General features: G+C 70.6%; 13 protein-coding genes. 5 read left to right on the forward strand and 8 right to left on the reverse strand.

The window, feature by feature from the left end; translation table 11 throughout:
• Positions 1-33 precede the first annotated feature (33 nt).
• Positions 34-390, forward strand: a complete 357-nt coding sequence (locus CP978_RS04540; protein WP_052454017.1) for an ANTAR domain-containing protein — start codon at positions 34-36, stop codon at positions 388-390.
• Between the two features lie 261 nt (positions 391-651).
• On the opposite strand, the gene CP978_RS04545 is transcribed toward CP978_RS04540, so the two are convergent.
• The 5 genes from CP978_RS04545 to CP978_RS04565 all read right to left on the reverse strand — a co-directional run bounded on the left by CP978_RS04545 (position 652) and on the right by CP978_RS04565 (position 9,212).
• Positions 652-1,467, reverse strand: a complete 816-nt coding sequence (locus tag CP978_RS04545) for a SigB/SigF/SigG family RNA polymerase sigma factor (RefSeq protein ID WP_043437719.1) — start codon at positions 1,465-1,467, stop codon at positions 652-654.
• A 303-nt stretch (positions 1,468-1,770) separates the two neighbouring features.
• The gene (gene glgB, locus CP978_RS04550) at positions 1,771-3,966 is read right to left on the reverse strand and encodes a 1,4-alpha-glucan branching enzyme (protein WP_242647158.1); all 2,196 of its coding nucleotides are present in this window, start codon (positions 3,964-3,966) and stop codon (positions 1,771-1,773) included.
• A gap of 26 nt (positions 3,967-3,992) precedes the next feature.
• Positions 3,993-5,393: a maltokinase N-terminal cap-like domain-containing protein gene (locus CP978_RS04555; protein ID WP_043437726.1), complete on the reverse strand. Its 1,401-nt coding sequence runs from the start codon at positions 5,391-5,393 to the stop codon at positions 3,993-3,995.
• A gap of 49 nt (positions 5,394-5,442) precedes the next feature.
• Positions 5,443-7,176, reverse strand: a complete 1,734-nt coding sequence (gene treS / locus CP978_RS04560) for a maltose alpha-D-glucosyltransferase (protein WP_043437727.1) — start codon at positions 7,174-7,176, stop codon at positions 5,443-5,445.
• A complete protein-coding gene (locus tag CP978_RS04565; protein WP_079162004.1) occupies positions 7,173-9,212 on the reverse strand; it encodes an alpha-1,4-glucan--maltose-1-phosphate maltosyltransferase in 2,040 nt (679 codons plus the stop codon). Before CP978_RS04565 ends, treS begins: the two co-directional genes overlap by 4 nt.
• A gap of 428 nt (positions 9,213-9,640) precedes the next feature.
• Between CP978_RS04565 and CP978_RS04570 the strand changes: the two genes are divergently transcribed.
• The 3 genes from CP978_RS04570 to CP978_RS04580 all read left to right on the forward strand — a co-directional run bounded on the left by CP978_RS04570 (position 9,641) and on the right by CP978_RS04580 (position 11,534).
• On the forward strand, positions 9,641-10,171 hold the full coding sequence (locus CP978_RS04570; protein ID WP_043437729.1) for a hypothetical protein: 531 nt from the start codon (positions 9,641-9,643) through the stop codon (positions 10,169-10,171).
• 181 nt (positions 10,172-10,352) lie between these two features.
• Positions 10,353-10,973 carry an L-threonylcarbamoyladenylate synthase gene (locus tag CP978_RS04575; RefSeq protein ID WP_043437732.1) on the forward strand — a complete coding sequence of 207 codons (621 nt, stop codon included), beginning with the start codon at positions 10,353-10,355 and terminating at the stop codon, positions 10,971-10,973.
• 303 nt (positions 10,974-11,276) lie between these two features.
• Positions 11,277-11,534: a DUF1876 domain-containing protein gene (locus CP978_RS04580; protein ID WP_043448149.1), complete on the forward strand. Its 258-nt coding sequence runs from the start codon at positions 11,277-11,279 to the stop codon at positions 11,532-11,534.
• Between the two features lie 120 nt (positions 11,535-11,654).
• Here the strand turns inward: CP978_RS04580 and CP978_RS04585 are convergent, their stop codons facing one another.
• From CP978_RS04585 to CP978_RS04595, 3 genes are all read right to left on the reverse strand, one after another.
• Entirely contained in the window at positions 11,655-12,557 is a 903-nt protein-coding gene (locus tag CP978_RS04585) for a universal stress protein (RefSeq protein ID WP_043437734.1), read from the reverse strand.
• Positions 12,558-12,705: 148 nt separating this feature from the next.
• Positions 12,706-15,096, reverse strand: coding sequence for a glycoside hydrolase family 65 protein (locus tag CP978_RS04590; protein ID WP_043437737.1), 2,391 nt, complete (start codon positions 15,094-15,096; stop codon positions 12,706-12,708).
• Positions 15,097-15,172: 76 nt separating this feature from the next.
• The gene (locus tag CP978_RS04595; RefSeq protein ID WP_043437739.1) at positions 15,173-16,057 is read right to left on the reverse strand and encodes a universal stress protein; all 885 of its coding nucleotides are present in this window, start codon (positions 16,055-16,057) and stop codon (positions 15,173-15,175) included.
• A gap of 656 nt (positions 16,058-16,713) precedes the next feature.
• Between CP978_RS04595 and CP978_RS04600 the strand changes: the two genes are divergently transcribed.
• Positions 16,714-17,166 carry a Crp/Fnr family transcriptional regulator gene (locus CP978_RS04600; protein WP_043437743.1) on the forward strand — a complete coding sequence of 151 codons (453 nt, stop codon included), beginning with the start codon at positions 16,714-16,716 and terminating at the stop codon, positions 17,164-17,166.
• The last annotated feature ends 76 nt before the right edge of the window (positions 17,167-17,242 follow it).

Below are 17,242 nucleotides of genomic sequence, written 5' to 3' on the forward strand. Positions count from 1 at the left end.
CACCGCCGAACGCCACGCCGCCCCGGAGGGACGATGACCTCGAAAGCCTGTCCGGGAAACGAGGAGCCGGACGCCGTCGTTCCAGAAGCGGCGCGGATCTTCGAGCTGGAGGAGGAGGTCGGCCAGCTCAAGGAGGCGGTGACCTCGCACGCGGTGGTGGACCAGGCGATCGGCATGCTGGTCGCCCTCGCACATGTCTCCCCCGACGAGGGATGGGAGATGCTCCGGGAGGTCTCCCAGCACGCGAACATCAAACTGCGCAATGTCGCAGAGATGATCATCATCTGGGGGCGCGACGGGGAGCTGCCGGGTCATCTCCGTGTGCTTCTGGAGGACACGCTCGACCGGCACGGTCCCACCCGGCTCCCCGAGGATCCACCGTCCCCCTGACGTCCAGGGCCTGGTACGGGGTCCCCGCCAATCGGCGCGTGTTCTCGCCGCGTTGCCGCACCGTGCGGCGTGTTTCAAATACCCTCTCGCGGATAGTCCGGAAGGTGTCGGCGCACTGGCCCAACCGTTCCCGGGAGGGTTCGGCAGTGAGCCCGCCGCAGACGGCCGCCCGGTCGACGAGCGGGTCGGGCGGCCGGATGCATCCCGGCCCCCGGGGGCCGCAGGACGGACTCGTAGCGTACGGCGGCGCGGTCCGTGTCCTCAGCCGCGGTCCGTGCTCTCGGCGGCCGAGGTCGCGAGTGCCTCCTCGCGCACCCGTGCGCAGCAGCCGCTCAGCAGCCGTGAGACATGCATCTGGGAGATGCCGAGCTGATGGGCGATGCGGCTCTGGGTCATACCCCGGAAATAGCGCAGATAGAGGATGGCGCGCTCACGCTCGGGCAGGGACCGCAGGCACGGCTTGACGGCCTCCCGGTCGACGATCAGGTCGTATCCCGAGTCGGACTCGCCCAGGGCGTCGCCCAGCGCGTATCCGTCCTCACTGCCGGCCACCTCCGCGTCCAGGGACAGGGCGGTGAAGCTGTCCATGGCCTCCAGACCCACCCGGACGTCCTCCTCGCTGAGGTGCGCGTGCTCCGCGATGTCCGCGACGGTCGGCCCGTGCCCCGGGGTCTCCTGGGAGATCTCCTTGGCGGCCACCCGCACCCGGTTGCGCAGGTCCTGGACCCGGCGGGGGACGTGCAGGACCCACATATGGTCCCGGAAATGCCGCTTGATCTCACCGGTGATGGTGGGGATCGCATAGCTTTCGAAGGCGTATCCGCGCTCCGGCTCATAGCGGTCCACCGCCTTGACCAGGCCCAGTGCCGCGACCTGACACAGGTCCTCGACGGACTCGCCCCGCCCGCGGTAGCGGCGGGCGATCCGCTCGGCCATCGGGAGCCAGGACCGGACGATCTCGTCACGCAGCGCCTGGCGCTCGGGACAGTCGGACAGACCGCAAAGCCGCTCGAACGCCTCCCCGGTGTCGGGGGCGTCGTCGTGCGGATGCTGCTTCGCCTTGACCGTGATGCGCATGTGCTTTCAACTCCCTCGAGGGGCTGACTGGAGAGTCACCGTGGGAGGGCGCACACACAGCAGGGACACACCCGGGATCGCTGGTGGCCAGCTCCCACGGACGTGCCTCCTGTCCGAAGCACTAGTAGCCCCCATTCCCGCATCGCGTCCCGCCAAACAGCTTCTTCCTGCTGTCACCGGAGGATTCCGGGACACCGAGGGACACGGTGACCGTGGGCGGTCGCCCGAGTCCCACCGGTGACATCACCGGCACCCGATTCACCCGGTGACGTCCCGCTCCGCAGGGTGTTCGCCGTCTCGCCCTTACGCGGGCCGCAGCCAGAGGGTGGCGAGGGGTGGCAGGGTCAGGCGGATGCTTGTGGTGTGGCCGTGGCAGGGGGTGGGTTCGGGTGTGAGGGGTTCGGGGTTGTGGATGTTGCTGCCGCCGTATCGGGTGTGGTCGGTGTTGAGGGTTTCGTGCCAGGTGTGGATGTCGTGGGGGACGCCGAGGCGGTAGTCGTGGCGGACGGCGGGGGAGAAGTGGGAGACGGCGAGCAGGGGTGTGCCGTGGGTGTCGTGGCGGAGGAAGGCGAGGACGTTGTCGTCGGCGGCGTCGGCGGTGATCCAGTGGAAGCCGGTGGGGTCGGTGTCGTTCTGCCACAGGGCGGGGGTGTGGCGGTAGTGGGTGTTGAGGTCGCGGACGAGGTCGCGGATGCCGCGGTGGTCGGGTTCGGCCGGGTGGGCGGGGTCGAGGAGCCACCAGTCGGGGCCGTGGGTGTGGGACCATTCGGTTGCCTGGGCGAACTCCTGTCCCATGAAGAGGAGTTGTTTGCCGGGGTGGGCCCACATGTAGGCGAGGTAGGCGCGGTGGTCGGCGCGTTGCTGCCACCAGTCGCCGGGCATCTTGGAGACCAGGGACCGTTTGCCGTGGACGACTTCGTCGTGGGAGAGCGGCAGGATGTAGTGCTCGGTGTGGGCGTAGGTCAGGGAGAAGGTCATCCGGTGATGGTGGTGGCGGCGGTGCACGGGGTTGTGGGCCAGGTAGGTGAGGGAGTCGTGCATCCAGCCCATGTTCCATTTGAGGTCGAAGCCGAGGCCGCCGTGGTGGGTGGGGCGGGTGACGCCGTTCCAGGCGGTGGATTCCTCGGCGAGGGTGATGACGTCGGGGTGGCGGCGGTGGAGGGTGGCGTTCAGGTCCTGGAGGAAGGCGACGGCGTCGAGGTTCTCGTTGCCGCCGTGAATGTTGGGGGTCCACCGGCCCGGGGTGCGTGAGTAGTCGAGGTAGAGCATGGAGGCGACGGCGTCGACGCGCAGGCCGTCGAGGTGGAACTCCTCGCACCAGTACAGGGCGTTGGCGATCAGGAAGTTGCGGACCTCGCGGCGGCCCAGATCGAATTCCAGGGTGCCCCAGTCGGGGTGGGCGGCGCGGTGGGGGTCCTGGTGCTCGTACAGGGGGCGCCCGTCGAACTGGGCCAGTGCCCAGTCGTCGCGGGGGAAGTGGGCCGGCACCCAGTCCAGCAGCACCCCGATCCCCGCCCGGTGCAGCGCGTCGACCAGGAACCGGAAGTCGTCGGGAGTGCCCAGCCGCGCGGTCGGCGCATAGAACCCGGTGACCTGATAGCCCCACGACCCGCCGAAGGGATGCTCCGCCAGCGGCATCAGCTCCACATGGGTGAACCCCAGATCCCTCACATACCCGGGCAGCTGCTCCGCCAGCTGCCGGTAGGTCAGCCCCGGCCGCCAGGACGGCAGATGCACCTCGTACACCGACAACGGCGCCCGACACACCGCAACATCACCACGCCCGCCCATCCATTCCGTATCGCGCCAGGCGTAGGCCGACTCCGTGACGATCGACGCGGTCGCCGGCGGAACCTCGGTACGGCGCGCCATCGGATCCGCCCGCAGAGTGGTGGTGCCGTCGGGGCGGGTGATCTCGAACTTGTAGAGCGTGCCGGGCCCCACCCCGGGCACGAACAACTCCCACACCCCACTGGAACCCAGCGAACGCATCGGATACGCACGACCGTCCCAGTGACAGAAGTCCCCACAAACCCTGACGCCCCGCGCGTTGGGCGCCCAGACGGTGAAGCGGGTCCCCCGGACGCCCGCATGGGTCATCGCCCGCGCGCCGAGCGCCCTCCACAGCTCCTCGTGCCGCCCCTCGCCGATCAGATGCAGATCGAAGGCGCCGAGCGCGGGCAGAAAGCGGTACGGGTCGTCGGTCTCCAGCACCACGCCCTCGTACGCCACCAGAAGCCGGTACTCGGGGACCTCGCGCAGCGGCAGCAGCCCCGAGAAGAAGCCGTCACCGTCGTCGTACAGCTCCGCCCATGCCTCGCCCATCACAAGGGTGACCGACAGCGCGCCCGGGCGCAGCACACGGAAGGCCACCCCGTCGGGCACCGGGTGGGCGCCGAGCACCGTATGAGGGTCGTGATGGGTGCCCGCCAGCAGCCGTTCCCGGTCGCCGGGCTCCGCGGGGGCGGGACTCGGGGTGGCCAAGGAAGAGGAGGACAGGGGCGGTTGGTTCGTGGTGTGGACGGTCACGGGATGGGCCTCCTCGAGCCGGGGCGTTCGGCGAGGCGTGCGATCGCCGCCATCGGCACCGGCAGCCAGTCGGGGCGGTGCCTGGCCTCGTACAGGACCTCATAGACCGCGCGGTCCGTCTCGTACGCGCGCAGCAGCCCGGGGTGTTCCCGGGGGTCCCAGCCCGCCCCGGCCGCGTACCCCGCGCAGTACGCCTCGCGGCAGCGCAGCGCCCAGTCCGGGCGCCAGGGGCTGCGGGCATGGGCGGCGTAGTCGAAGGAGCGGAGCATGCCCGCGACATCCCTGACCGGGCACTGGATGCGGCGGCGCTCCGGGAGCGGGCGGGCCGGCTCGCCCTCGAAGTCGATGACATGCCACTGCCGTTCGGCCCTCAGCACCTGCCCCAGATGCAGATCGCCATGGATGCGCTGGGCGGGGCGGGGCGTGTCCAGGGCCGCCAGTTCGGTGACGGCGGACCGCAGTTCGGGCGCGTACGGCAGCAGTTCCGGTACGGCGTGGAGGGCGTCCCGCAGCCGCCCGACCATTCCGGAGGCGAGCCGCTCGCTCTCGGCGGCGCCCCGTGACTCGACGGGGAACGCGGCGGCGAGCGCCAGATGCACCTCGGCCGTGGCGCGCCCCATCTCATGGGCCTCCGCGGTGAAGTCCCGCCCGGCCTCCAGGGCTTCGAGCGCCTGCGTCCAACCGTCGACCCCGCCCCGCAGAAACGGCTGGAGCACCCCGAGGGTCGCGTGCCAGGGGCTCGATGTACGGAACCAGGCGACCGGGGCGGGTACCCGGGTGCATCCCTGCCGGGCCAGGGCCCAGGGCACTTCCAGATCGGGGTTGATGCCGGGCCGTACCCGGCGGAAGAGCTTCAGGATGTAGCTGTCCCCGTACACCAGCGAGGAGTTGGACTGCTCGGCCTCCAGGAGGCGCGGGGGCAGTCCCGCGGGGAGCTTCACCCGCCGGTCGCGTTCGAAGCGGAGGGCCCCCGTGGTCCCCGGAGTGCGCAGCCGCTCCAGGAGCAGGGCCGCCCAGTGGGGTTCCTGGAGCGCGTCGTACACCGAAAGCCCCGTCAGAGGTCCCTCGGTGACGCGTCCCAGGACGGCGGCCGGAAAGAGCCGGGGGGACGGTGGCTCCCCGATGCCGAGGAGGAGTTGATAGCAGTCATGGACCGGCGCCGGGCCGGGCCCGCGTATCGCGGGCAGTTCGGCGTGGTCGGCGCGTATCAGCACATGCAGACAGTCCGGGTGGAGTTCGGTCACCGACAGCAGGGCCAGATCCGTGACGGGACGGCCCTTCCCGGCGAACCAGCGCTGGCGCGGCAGCCACTCCCGCAGCAGTCCGGAGAGCGAGGGCAGCAGCGAGGGATGGCCGACGCGGTCCGGGCGGATCGTCGCGGTCTCGGTCTTCGGCATGGCGTCGTCTCGTCCTTTCCCTGGCGGCCGGCAAATCGGGGGTCATGAATCAGCTGCCCACGAACACATTCACCCTGGTGGCCGGGGAGGCGTCCTTGCGGAGTCGGAACCAGTAGAAGCCGTGGCCGGCGAGGGTGAGGAGGTAGGGGAGGTCGCCGATGGGTGGGAAGCGGACCTGGCCGATGAGTTCGACGGGGTGGCGGCCGTGGAAGCGGGTCAGGTCGAGTTCGGTGGGCTGGGCGAAACGGGAGAAGTTGTGGACACACATCACCAGGTCGTCCTTGTACTCACGCAGGAACGCCAGGACGGCCGGGTTGGAGGAGACCAGCTCGGTGTAGGAGCCGAGCCCGAACGCGGGGTTCTGTTTGCGGATCTCGATCATCCGGCGGGTCCAGTGCAGCAGGGACGACGGGGAGGACATCGAGGCCTCGACGTTGGTGACCTGGTAGCCGTGGACCGGGTCCATGATCGTGGGCAGGTAGAGACGGCCGGGGTCGCAGGAGGAGAAACCCGCGTTGCGGTCCGGGGTCCACTGCATCGGTGTGCGCACGGCGTCGCGGTCGCCGAGCCAGATGTTGTCGCCCATGCCGATCTCGTCTCCGTAGTAGAGGATCGGGGAGCCGGGCAGGGACAGCAGCAGCGCGGTGAACAGTTCGATCTGGTTGCGGTCGTTGTCCAGCAGCGGTGCCAGACGGCGGCGGATGCCGATGTTGGCGCGCATGCGGGGGTCTTTGGCGTATTCGGCCCACATGTAGTCGCGTTCCTCGTCGGTGACCATCTCCAGGGTCAGCTCGTCGTGGTTGCGCAGGAAGATGCCCCACTGGCAGTGGGCGGGGATCTGGGGGGTCTTGGCGAGGATCTCCGAGACGGGATGCGCCGATTCACGGCGCACGGCCATGAAGATGCGGGGCATGACGGGGAAGTGGAACGCCATATGGCATTCGTCGCCGCCGCTGGGATAGTCGCCGAAGTAGTCGACGACGTCCTCGGGCCACTGGTTGGCCTCCGCCAGCAGGACGGTGTCGGGGTAGTGGGCGTCGATCTCCTTGCGGACCCTTTTGAGGAAGGTGTGGGTGGCGGGCAGGTTCTCGCAGCAGGTGCCTTCCTGCTGGTAGAGGTAGGGGACCGCGTCCAGCCGGAAACCGTCGATGCCCAGATCGAGCCAGAACCTCAACGCGGCCAGGATCTCCTCCTGCACGGCCGGGTTGTCGTAGTTCAGATCCGGCTGGTGGGAGAAGAAACGGTGCCAGTAGTACTGCTGGCGCACCGGGTCGAACGTCCAGTTGGAGGCCTCGGTGTCCACGAAGATGACCCGCGCCTGCCCATACTGTTTGTCGTCGTCCGCCCACACGTAGTAGTCGCCGTAGGGGCCGGTCGGGTCGGTGCGGGACTGCTGGAACCACGGATGCTGGTCACTGGTGTGGTTCATCACGAAATCGATGATCACCCGCATGCCCCGCTGGTGGGCGGCGTCCACGAACTCCACGAAATCCGCGAGATCCCCGAACTCCGGCAGCACCGCCGTGTAGTCGGACACGTCGTAGCCGCCGTCCCGCAGCGGCGACCGGAAGAAGGGAGGCAGCCACAGGCAGTCGACACCCAGCCACTGCAGATAGTCCAGCTTCGCGGTCAGCCCCTTCAGATCCCCCACCCCGTCCCCGTCACTGTCCTGGAACGAGCGCACCAGGACCTCGTAGAACACGGCACGCTTGAACCACTCCGGATCCCGCTCCGCCACGGGAGTGTCCTCGAAGGTGTCCGGGACGGGCTCGTTGACGATCATCGTGTGGGTGACCCTCCGGTTCGCGGTGCAGACGGTCGCAGAACGGTCAGCACGTGCGCGGGAGCAACGCCCGGCGACAGACGCACATAGTTGGCCCTGCCCCAGTGATAGGTGACACCGGTGAGCTCATCACGCACCGGCACCGACTCGTGCCAACCCAGCCCGAGCCGCGGCATGTCCAACGACACCGTCGCCTCCTGGGTATGGCACGGATCCAGATTCACGACCACCACAACCGTGTTCGAACCCGAACACTTGCTGTAGGCGATGACCTGATCGTTGTCCGCGTCATGAAAATGCAGATTCCGCAGCCGCCGCAGTGCCGGACTGGCCCGCCGCACCTCGTTCAGCCGCGTCACCAACCCTGTGATGCTGCGCCCCTCACGCTCGGCCGCCTCCCAGTCGCGGGGCCGCAACTGGTACTTCTCCGAGTGCAGATACTCCTCACTCCCCTCATGCAGAGGCTCGTTCTCGCACAGTTCGAAACCCGAGTACATGCCCCACGACGGAGACAGCGTCGCCGCCAGCACCGCCCGCACCTCGAACGCCGGGCGCCCCCCGTGCTGCAGATACGCGTGCAGGATGTCCGGCGTGTTCACGAACAGGTTCGGCCGCATATACGCCGCCGTCTCACCCGTCAGCTCCCCCAGATACTCCGTCAGCTCCCGCTTCGTGTTCCGCCACGTGAAATACGTGTAGGACTGCTGGAACCCCACCGCCGCCAGCGCCCGCATCACCGCCGGACGCGTGAACGCCTCCGCCAGGAACACCACATCCGGATCCACCCGGTTGATCTCCCCGATCACCCGCTCCCAGAACACCACCGGCTTCGTGTGCGGATTGTCCACCCTAAAGATCCGCACCCCCAAACCCATCCAGAACCGCAGCACCCGCACACACTCCGCCACCAGCCCCTCGAAATCCGTATCGAAGAACACCGGATAAATGTCCTGATACTTCTTCGGCGGATTCTCCGCGAACGCCACCGACCCGTCCGCACGACGCCGGAACCACTCCGGATGCTTCTCCACCCACGGATGATCCGGAGAACACTGCAACGCGAAATCCAGCGCCACCTCAAGCCCCAACGACCGCGCCCGCCCCACGAACCACCCGAAATCCTCCACCGTCCCCAACTCCGGATGCACCGCGTCATGACCCCCCTCCGACGACCCCACCGCCCACGGCACCCCCACATCCCCCACCCCCGCCGACAACACACCCTCCGGCCCTTTACGAAACGTCGACCCGATCGGATGCACCGGCGGCAGATACACCACGTCAAAACCCATCCCCGCGATCACCGGCAACCGCCGCGCCGCCGAACGCAACGACCCGTGCGGACACCCCACCGTCCCCTCCGAACGCGGAAAGAACTCGTACCAGGACCCGAACAACGCCCGCTCCCGCTCCACCACCAACGGCAACACCCCCGACCACGACACCCCCACACGCAACGGAAACCGCGCCAACACCTCCACCACCCCCGGCGCCGACACCGCCGCCAGCCGAGCCACCGGCGGACGGGACTCGTCGCGCAGCGCCTCCACCGCGGCCCGTACCGTGTCCCGCAGCGGTCCCTCCGGGACTCCGGCGGCGGCCCGCTCGTACAGATCGGCGCCCTCCTCCAGGACCAGTGCGACATCGATGCGCGCCGGGATCTTGATCTCCGCCTCCCGACGCCAGGTGGTGACCGGGTCCTTCCACGCCTCCACCAGGAAGGTCCAGTGGCCCAACGATGTCGGTGTCACCTCGGCGCCCCAACGGTCGGTGCCGGGTTCCAGCTCCCGCATCGGGGTCCGGGGGCCGGGGCGGCCCTCGGGGTCCCTGAGCACCACATCGGCGCCGATCGCCTCATGTCCCTCACCGAAGACCGTGGCGGTGACCTCGAAGGTCTCCCCCTCCACCGCCTTCGCCGGGCGCCGTCCGCCGTGCACGGAGGGCCGGACGTCCAGGATCGGTACGCGTCCGATCGTGGACCCCGGGCATCCGGCGACGGGGGACGTCCCCTCCCGGTGGGCGGACTGCGGTTCCATGGACTTCACCTCCTCCCCCGTTCTTGAGCCCGGGCGCACACGCCGGGTCCCGCTGGAATGCGGTGCACCGCTCCCACGACCGTTCCGCGGCGGTGCGGCCCATGCGCCGGCACGGCGACCTGGACGGGCACCGACGGACGTTCGGGCACGACCGGTGCACGAAAGGCCGCTCACGGAGTGGGGGTGGCTCCGTCGCGGCACTCAAAGTCTTCACTCATGGTGCACGGTGCGCCACACAGCGTCCTGTTCAGAATTCAACCGCCAGAAGCCGAGGTCACCGGGGCGGGCGTGGCTCGTGTTGCACGAATGGAGTAGCACTCTCACTCTGGTACTGACTCAGAAGCGATGAGTGCTCACGCTTCGTGTTCGGGGCTCGGCCCGAAGGGGCCAGGAGGAGCAAGGACTTCGCCGGTGAGGAGCCAACGACGATGAAGACCGCAGCACCCTGTTACTACCACCTCGACATGGAGATCAGCCCGGAGCGCATCGGGCAGGTCCGGCGGATTCTGGCCGCCCATCTCCGGTACTGGGACCTGGAGATGCTCGTCGACACCGTCTGCCACTGCGCAGACGCACTGTTGCGCACGATCGACGCACATACCCGGGACAAGCGCACCACCATCGAGATGTGGTGGAACGGCCAGCATCTGATCACCGCCGTCCAGGACGCCGAACGGGACATCCGGCCGCACTACGCGCCGACCGGCTGCCTGGCACAGATCGCGGCCCTCAGTAACGGCTGGGGGTACTGCGCCACGGACACCGGCGGCAAGATCATCTGGTTCTCCCAGCGCGCCCGGTCCGGTGACCACGCTCCACTGGTCCCCGTGGCCCCCGCGCCGCTCCTGCGCCAGACACGCCCCCTGCCGCGCGCCCTGCCCCTCACGGCGAACGCCATCGCACGGGAACGCCACAGCATTTCAGCCGAACGGCCGGAGCCGGCGGTGTCCTCCGTCTGAACGGCCACTCCCCCGGGCGCGCCCCGCTCCTCCTGGCGGCGGGGGCGCGCCCGGGCCGAACCTCCGGGCCACCACGCCCGGCACCCGACGGCGTGCAAGCCGCCCCTGCCGTCGCCCCCTTCCGTGTGCCCGGAGCCCGGTCGCATGGACAGGTCGCCCTCCGGTGATCGAGACTCGGCGGATGGCGAAGTACTTCGACGTTCACCCCGACAACCCCCAGCCGCGCACGATCCACCAGGTCGCCGAGAGCATCAGGGACGGCGCGCTCGTGGTCTATCCGACGGACTCCTGCTTCGCGCTGGGGTGCCGGCTCGGCAGCCGCGACGGCATCGACCGCATCCGTACGATCCGTCATCTCGACGACCGTCACCACTTCACCCTGGTGTGCCGGGACTTCGCACAGCTGGGCCAGTTCGTGCACGTCGACAAGGACGTCTTCCGCGCGATCAAGGCGTCCACGCCGGGCAGCTACACCTTCATCCTGCCCGCCACGCGCGAGGTGCCGCGCCGGCTGCTGCACCCGAAGAAGAAGACGGTCGGGGTCCGCATCCCCGACCATGTGGTGGCGCAGGCGCTGCTGGCCGAGCTCGGCGAGCCGCTTCTCTCCAGCACGCTGCTCCTTCCGGATGACGAGGAGCCGATGACCCAGGGCTGGGAGATCAAGGAGCGGCTCGACCACGCGGTGGACGCCGTGGTGGACTCCGGCGACTGCGGCACCGAGCCGACGACGGTCATCGACTTCTCCGGCGGCGAGGCCGAGATCGTACGACGGGGCGCGGGCGACACCTCACGGTTCGAGTGACCTCCGGCCGCCGGGGCTCCCCGACGCCCCGGCGGCCGTCCGCCTGGCCCGGCGCCGACGACGGGTGCAGGCTGAGAAAGGAGCGCTAGGGCGTGTTTCGAAAGTGCCGTCTGCCCCGCGACGTCTGGCACGCACGCTCGCTGCGTTGTCGGGATCGCCCACGTACACCCAGTACGAGGACGACCCTCCGCCTTGCGACCGCACGCACCAGACGCCGCAGGGCCCGCCCTCCGGGCGAACGACGCCACTTTCGAAACACGCCCTAGGCCCGTTCGGCCGAATCGTCACGCGGAAGTGATCACCATGGAAGCCAAGCAGTGGACCGTGCAGATCTATATCACCGAGGACGGCGACGACACCCATGCGCGTGCCGTGCTGTCCACCCGCGACCCGGCGCCCGTCACCGGGCGGGGCGTGGCCCGGCGCAATCCGATCGACCGGCCCATCCCGGAGATCGGCGACGAACTCGCCGTCAGCCGCGCGCTGGAGGACCTCGCCATCCGGCTGCATGACGTCGCCTCCGACGACATCGTGGCCCTGACGGGCCCCGTCGCACCGTGACGCCGGAGGCATCGCCCAGCACCCCGGTGGCGGCTCACGCGACATCGCAAGCCGCCACCGGCACGCCTCTCTTCCTTCTCACGCCTCAGGGCAGGGTTCCGGTGGCCACGGAACACGCCGTCACTGGTGGGGGACGACGGCCACCGGGCAGCCGACGTGATGGATGACGGCGTGGGTGACGGGGCCGGTGCGCGGGACGGTGGGGCGCTCGGCCAGGCGGCGGCCGACGACCAGCAGGCTCGCCGAGGAGGCGGCCCGGACCACGGCGTTGGACGCCCGGTCCGCCACCACCGACTGGACGGCCTCCACATCGGGGTACTTGTCGCGCCACGGCTGGAGCACGGCCGAGAGGAAGCCCCGCCATTCCTCCGCCCGTTCCGGGCCGCTCACCAGGCCGATGTCCCCCGCGCCCAGGCCGACCGGGGACGGGCCGTTCCAGGCGTGCACGGCCCGCAGCCGGGCCCGTCGGAGGCGGGCGGCCTCGAAGGCGAACTGGATGACCTCCTCGCAGGGGTCCCCGACGTCGATGCCGAGCACCACGTCCCGATAGCCGGTGCGTGCGGAGGTCTGCCCGCTGTCGGCGGGGAACCGCTCGTCCTCGGCCTCCTCGCCCGCCCGCACCAGGACCACGGGCCGGGTGGCCTTGGCCACCGCGCCGAGAGCCACCGACCCCACCAGGAATCCGGTGAAGCCGCTGAGTCCGCGTGAGCCCAGCACCAGGAGTTCGGCCCGTTCGGCCGCCTTCACCAGCGCCGGGGCGACCGGGCCCTCGATCTGCTCCTCGAACAGGCGTACGTCGGGATAGTGGTCGTGGAGGTGTTCCTCCGCCTCCCGCAGGACGCGCTCCGCCCGGCTCCGCCGGGCCGTGTCCGTCGCCTCGTCCCGCCCCTGACGCGGCTGCCAGTTCCAGGCGTGCACCAGGCGCAGCGGACGCTCACGGCGCAGTGCCTCACGGGCCGCCCACGCGGCAGCGGACAGGCTCTCGGCCGATCCGTCGACTCCGGCAACGACGGGCGCACGCATGAGGCCCACCTCCAGCGCTCGGTCTCCTCAGTCCAGTAGTAGCGTCCCGCCGCGCACCCCGCGAGGCGATGGGCCCTCAGGACCCGGCGCGGGACCGTCCGGCCCAAGCCCCGGGTTTCTGCCGTCCCGGGGCTGATGTCACGGCTGTTCAGGCCCCGGACGTCACGGTGTGCCCGGTCTCCAGCGGCAGCCGGCAGGTCTCCCCCGGACGGACGCACACCGAGCGGTCCGGCAGCCGGACGTCGATCGGGGAACGGCCGGACGCCGGCACCTCGATCTCCAGCACCCCGTACCCGAGGCGCAGCCGTACACCCCAGTGGCCCCGGTAGTGGACGGCGAACCCGTACGACAGCTCCGGCGGCACCACGGGGTCGAGCCAGAGCGCCCCGTCACGGGTCTCCAGGCCGGGCAGTCCGCGCTGGACGACATCGAGGGTGCCCGCCATGGCGCCGAGGTGGATGCCCTCCCCGGTGGTGCCGCCCTGCACATCGGCGATGTCACCGCGCAGCGCCTCCAGACAGAAGGTCCAGGCCTCGGCGCGCCGGGCCCTGGCCAGCACCCAGCCGTGGACCACGCTGCTGAGGGTGGAGCCATGGCTGGTACGGGCCAGGTAGTGGTCGACGGTGCGCCGCCAGGTCTCCTCGTCCAGCCGATGGCCCAGACGGGCGAAGATCTCCTGGAGCTCGCGCGGTGCGAAGAGATAACCCAGCATCAGCACATCCGCCTGTTTGGAGGCCTGGTAGCGGTTGACGCTGTCGCCCTCCGCCTCCAGGATCCGGTCCAGACGGCGGATGTCGCCGTACCGCTCCCGGTAGCCGTCCCAGTCGAGTTCCGTGAGGTCGCCATAGCCGTCGAACTGGCTGATCACCGCGTCGTGGAAGGGCACATGGAGGGTGTGGGAGACCTCGTCCCAGCGGACCAGTTCCCCGTCGTCCAGACCGGTGCGCTCGGCCAGTTCCCGGCGGCGGGGCTCGGGGAGGGCGCGCAGCACCTCCAGGGTGCGGGCGAGCACCCAGGCGGCGGTGACATTGGTGTACGCGTTGTCGTCGAGGCCGGGCCGCCGCGCGCCGGGGTAGGCGTCGTGATACTCGTCGGGGCCGACCACGCCGCGGATGCGGTGCCGGCCCAGGCTCTTGTCGTAGGTCGCCGAGTCCGCCCAGAAACGGGCGATCTGCAGCAGCATCTCGGCGCCCTTGGTGTGCAGGAACTCGGCGTCGCCGCTCGCCTCGCAGTACTGCCACACGTTGTACGCCACGGCCGAGCCGACATGCCACTGGAGCCGGGTGTGGTCGGGCAGCCAGCGTCCGGAGCGCGGGTTGAGGTGCAGTTCCTGGGTCTCCTCGCGTCCGTCGCTGCCGCTCTGCCACGGATACAGCGCCCCCCGCCTGCCGATCGCGCGGGCCGCGGCGCAGGCCCGCTCCAGACGCCGGTGGCGATAGCGGAGCAGGGCCCGGGACACCTCGGGGAAGTGCAGATTGAGGTAGGGCAGCACGAACAGCTCGTCCCAGAAGACATGCCCCCGGTAGGCCTCCCCGTGCAGTCCCCGGGCGGGCACGCCCACATCGAGGTCCTCGGTGTGCGGGGAGAGCGTCTGCAGCACATGGAAGAGGTGCAGCCGCAGCACTCGGCCGGCCTCGCCGGGGACATCGAGGCGGGCCCGGCGCCAGAGCTGGCTCCAGGCGGTGAGATGGGTCCTGAGCAGGGCGTCGAAGCCGGGTGCCGCGGCCACCCGGTCCAGCGCCGCGTCCAGCGGGTCGCTGATGGCGGGGTCGCGGGAGGTGTGCAGGGCGACGGTCTTGTCGACGGTGACGGTCCGGCCGGGCGTCAGCAGCAGAGAGACCCGCTGGAGGGCGCGGGGGAAGGTGTGCCGCGCGGTGACGGGCGCCCCGGCGGTCAGCCTGGCCGCCAGACCGATCCGGATGTCGGAGGTGCGGGTGCGGCAGCGCAGCCATACGGTGTCCGCGGCGGCGTCACCGGAGTGCACATGCACCAGATGGCGGCCGTCCAGGTCGTGGTACCGCGGCACACCGGCATTGCTGACGCCCCCGTCGAGCGCGGCCTCGACCTCCAGTTCGCCGGTGAAGCCGTCGGCAGTGAACTCGGTGCGCAGTGCGGCCATATGGGGGTCGGCCATATGCACCAGACGCAGCTGGCGCACGGTCAGCGTGCCCCCGGTGCGGAGCCCGTAGCGGGTCCGGCGTTCGAGCAGCCCCGCGGAGAGATGCAGGACCTGGTCGTGGGCGAGCACGGTGCCCGTGTCCGGGGTGAGCCAGCGCTCCCCCGCGGGGCGGAAGCGCAGCGGCAGCCAGTTCGGCAGGTTGACCATGTCCTCGTTCTGCACCTGGTGTCCCGCCACCAGCGAGGTGAGCCGGTTGTAGCAGCCGGCCACATAGGTGCCCGGATAGTGGAACGGGCCGGCCCCGCATTCGGGCAGCGTCCCGCGCGTGGCGAAATAGCCGTTGCCCAGGGTGCACAGGGACTCCCGCAGGCGTTCGCCCGCCGGGTCGTACCCCTCGTACTGCCAGGTCCAGCCGGTCACTGCGGGGGTGTCTCCCACGAGCGGCCTCCGGGGTCGGTACGGCGCTGTCCGCACCAGTCTCCGTCGTCCGGGGCGCTCACACCCGCCGGGGCACGATCGCGACCGGGCAGTGCGCGTGGTGCAGCAGGGTATGGGCCACCCGGCCGAGCTGGAGGCCGAAGTGGCTGTGCCGGCGCAGTGTCCCGATGACGACGAGATCGGCGGCGGCCGAGCGTCTCAGCAGGACCGTACGGGCCGCTCCCTCGGCCGTGGCGCGGCGCACCCGGACGTCCGGGTGCGCCGCCGTCATCTCGTCGAGCAGGTCGTCGAGCGCTTCGGACGCCTGTTCCTCGTGCCGGTGTGCGAGTTCCCCGGTGAGCAGAGGGTGCCCGGCGGGCTCGTGCGCGGGGCGGCGCCAGGCCCGTACGACATCCAGGACGCAGTCGCGCGCCCGCGCCTCCCGGAAGGCGAAACGCACCGCCTCGTCGCTCGTCGCCGGGTCCCCGGCACCGAGCAGGATCCGTTCGTGCACCCCGGCCAGACCGGCCTTGTCGCCGCGGACCACCACCACCGGGCAGCGGGCCCGGGCGGCCACGGCCAGGCCGACCGAGCCGAGGAGCAGTCCCCTCAGCCCGCCGAGGCCCCGGGAGCCGGTCACCAGTCCGGCGGCGTGGTCACCCTCGCGCAGCAGGGCGACCACCGCGTCCTCGGGCAGCACCTCCGTGGAGACCTTCACCCCGGGGTGGCGCCGACGGGCGCGTTCCGCCGCGGAGGCGACGACGTTCTCGGCCATGACCTGCTCGGACGGACGTTCGACGGCACTCTCCGACACGCCGACTTCATAGCGCTCCCAGAGCGAGGCGTACACCAGCCGGAGCGGCAGCCGGTGCCGGGCGGCCTCGTCCACGGCCCAGTCGACCGCCGTCAGACTGGAGTCCGAGCCGTCGACCCCGACGACCAGGGGCAGTCCCCTCTCCGCCACGCTCCCTCACCGCCTTTCACCGGACCTCATATTTCACCCCTTATACATATATTCGCGCCTTGTCGGCGACGGTCACGTCCGTGGCCCGGGCCGGGGGCCGTACGGTCACGCCTCGCCGCGGGGTGGGGCCGGTCGGCCCTGGCGGTTCCGGTGCTCTCGTGGTGTCCTGAAGATGACGGGAAGGACCCCGTGAAGAGACGCGGGGAAGCGGCCGGCGGCCGCGCACCGCGCAATCAGGATCCGGGAGAACCGGATGGGGCCCTTCCCGCCCCTTCCCGGGGTATCGGTGCCGGCCATGTGCCACGCAGCCGGGACGACCGTGTCCTCCCCCGCTCCGTCCCGGCGGGCACCGTGCCCGGGAGGCCGGAGAACCCGGGACGTGCCCCGCCGCGGGATCCCTTCGCTCACGCCTCCGCGCTCCGTCCCGTCCCCGTCCGCCAGGTGGGGCCGAACGACCCCCGCCGGGGACCGCTCGGCCCGTGGTGCCGTCGGCCGTCGGACACCCACCCTGTAGGCAGAAAGGCACGGCACTCCGGCACGCGGGACCGGCATCGGCACCGGGGCGAGCACGGCACCGCACGGCGGACTCGCCGAGGGGCCGCGTCGACACGAACGGCCGACGAGCCGCGTCGACAGGAACGAAAGGACACGGAGCGATGACCTCTGTCACCACCATGACCGCCGCCCTTCCGGTCGAGTACCGCGAGCGGCTGATGCGGATCGCCCGCGAGGTCTCCTTCGAGGAGGGGGCTCGGCTGTTCGAGGAGGGCCGGCGCGCCGACCGGTTCTGGATCGTACGGACCGGGACCGTGGCCCTGGACCTGCATGTGCCCGGCCGCCGGGCCGCCGTCATCGAGTCGCTGGGCCATGGTGAACTGGTGGGCTGGTCCTGGCACTTCACGCCCCATGTGTGGCAGCTGGGCGCCGAGGCCGCGTCCCCGGTGCGGGCCTACGAGTTCGACGCGGTGACCGTGCGGGCGATGTGCGAGGAGGACCCCGAGTTCGGCCGTGCCGTCGCGGTCTGGGTCGGCCGGGTGCTCGCCCACCGGCTGAACGCGGCCCGTACCCGGCTGCTCGACCTGTACGCCCCCTACGGCAGCGGCGGCTGACCGGACACCGGAACCGCCCCGCGATCCATGCGGCCCGTGCCCCGCCCCTCCTGCCCCCGTTCCCCGTGCGTTCCGG

Origin of the sequence: Streptomyces nodosus, assembly GCF_008704995.1 — a bacterium.
Lineage (GTDB): Bacteria > Actinomycetota > Actinomycetes > Streptomycetales > Streptomycetaceae > Streptomyces > Streptomyces nodosus.

What these genes read in the sequence shown, in the direction of transcription:
- CP978_RS04545 (WP_043437719.1), bottom strand. Translation starts at nt 1,467, where the DNA reads ATGCGCATCACGGTCAAGGCGAAGCAGCATCCGCACGACGACGCCCCC.
- CP978_RS04580 (WP_043448149.1), top strand. Translation starts at nt 11,277, where the DNA reads ATGGAAGCCAAGCAGTGGACCGTGCAGATCTATATCACCGAGGACGGC.
- CP978_RS04540 (WP_052454017.1), top strand. Translation starts at nt 34, where the DNA reads ATGACCTCGAAAGCCTGTCCGGGAAACGAGGAGCCGGACGCCGTCGTT.
- treS (WP_043437727.1), bottom strand. Translation starts at nt 7,176, where the DNA reads ATGATCGTCAACGAGCCCGTCCCGGACACCTTCGAGGACACTCCCGTG.
- CP978_RS04570 (WP_043437729.1), top strand. Translation starts at nt 9,641, where the DNA reads ATGAAGACCGCAGCACCCTGTTACTACCACCTCGACATGGAGATCAGC.
- CP978_RS04600 (WP_043437743.1), top strand. Translation starts at nt 16,714, where the DNA reads ATGACCTCTGTCACCACCATGACCGCCGCCCTTCCGGTCGAGTACCGC.
- CP978_RS04565 (WP_079162004.1), bottom strand. Translation starts at nt 9,212, where the DNA reads ATGGAACCGCAGTCCGCCCACCGGGAGGGGACGTCCCCCGTCGCCGGA.
- CP978_RS04555 (WP_043437726.1), bottom strand. Translation starts at nt 5,393, where the DNA reads ATGCCGAAGACCGAGACCGCGACGATCCGCCCGGACCGCGTCGGCCAT.
- CP978_RS04575 (WP_043437732.1), top strand. Translation starts at nt 10,353, where the DNA reads ATGGCGAAGTACTTCGACGTTCACCCCGACAACCCCCAGCCGCGCACG.
- CP978_RS04585 (WP_043437734.1), bottom strand. Translation starts at nt 12,557, where the DNA reads ATGCGTGCGCCCGTCGTTGCCGGAGTCGACGGATCGGCCGAGAGCCTG.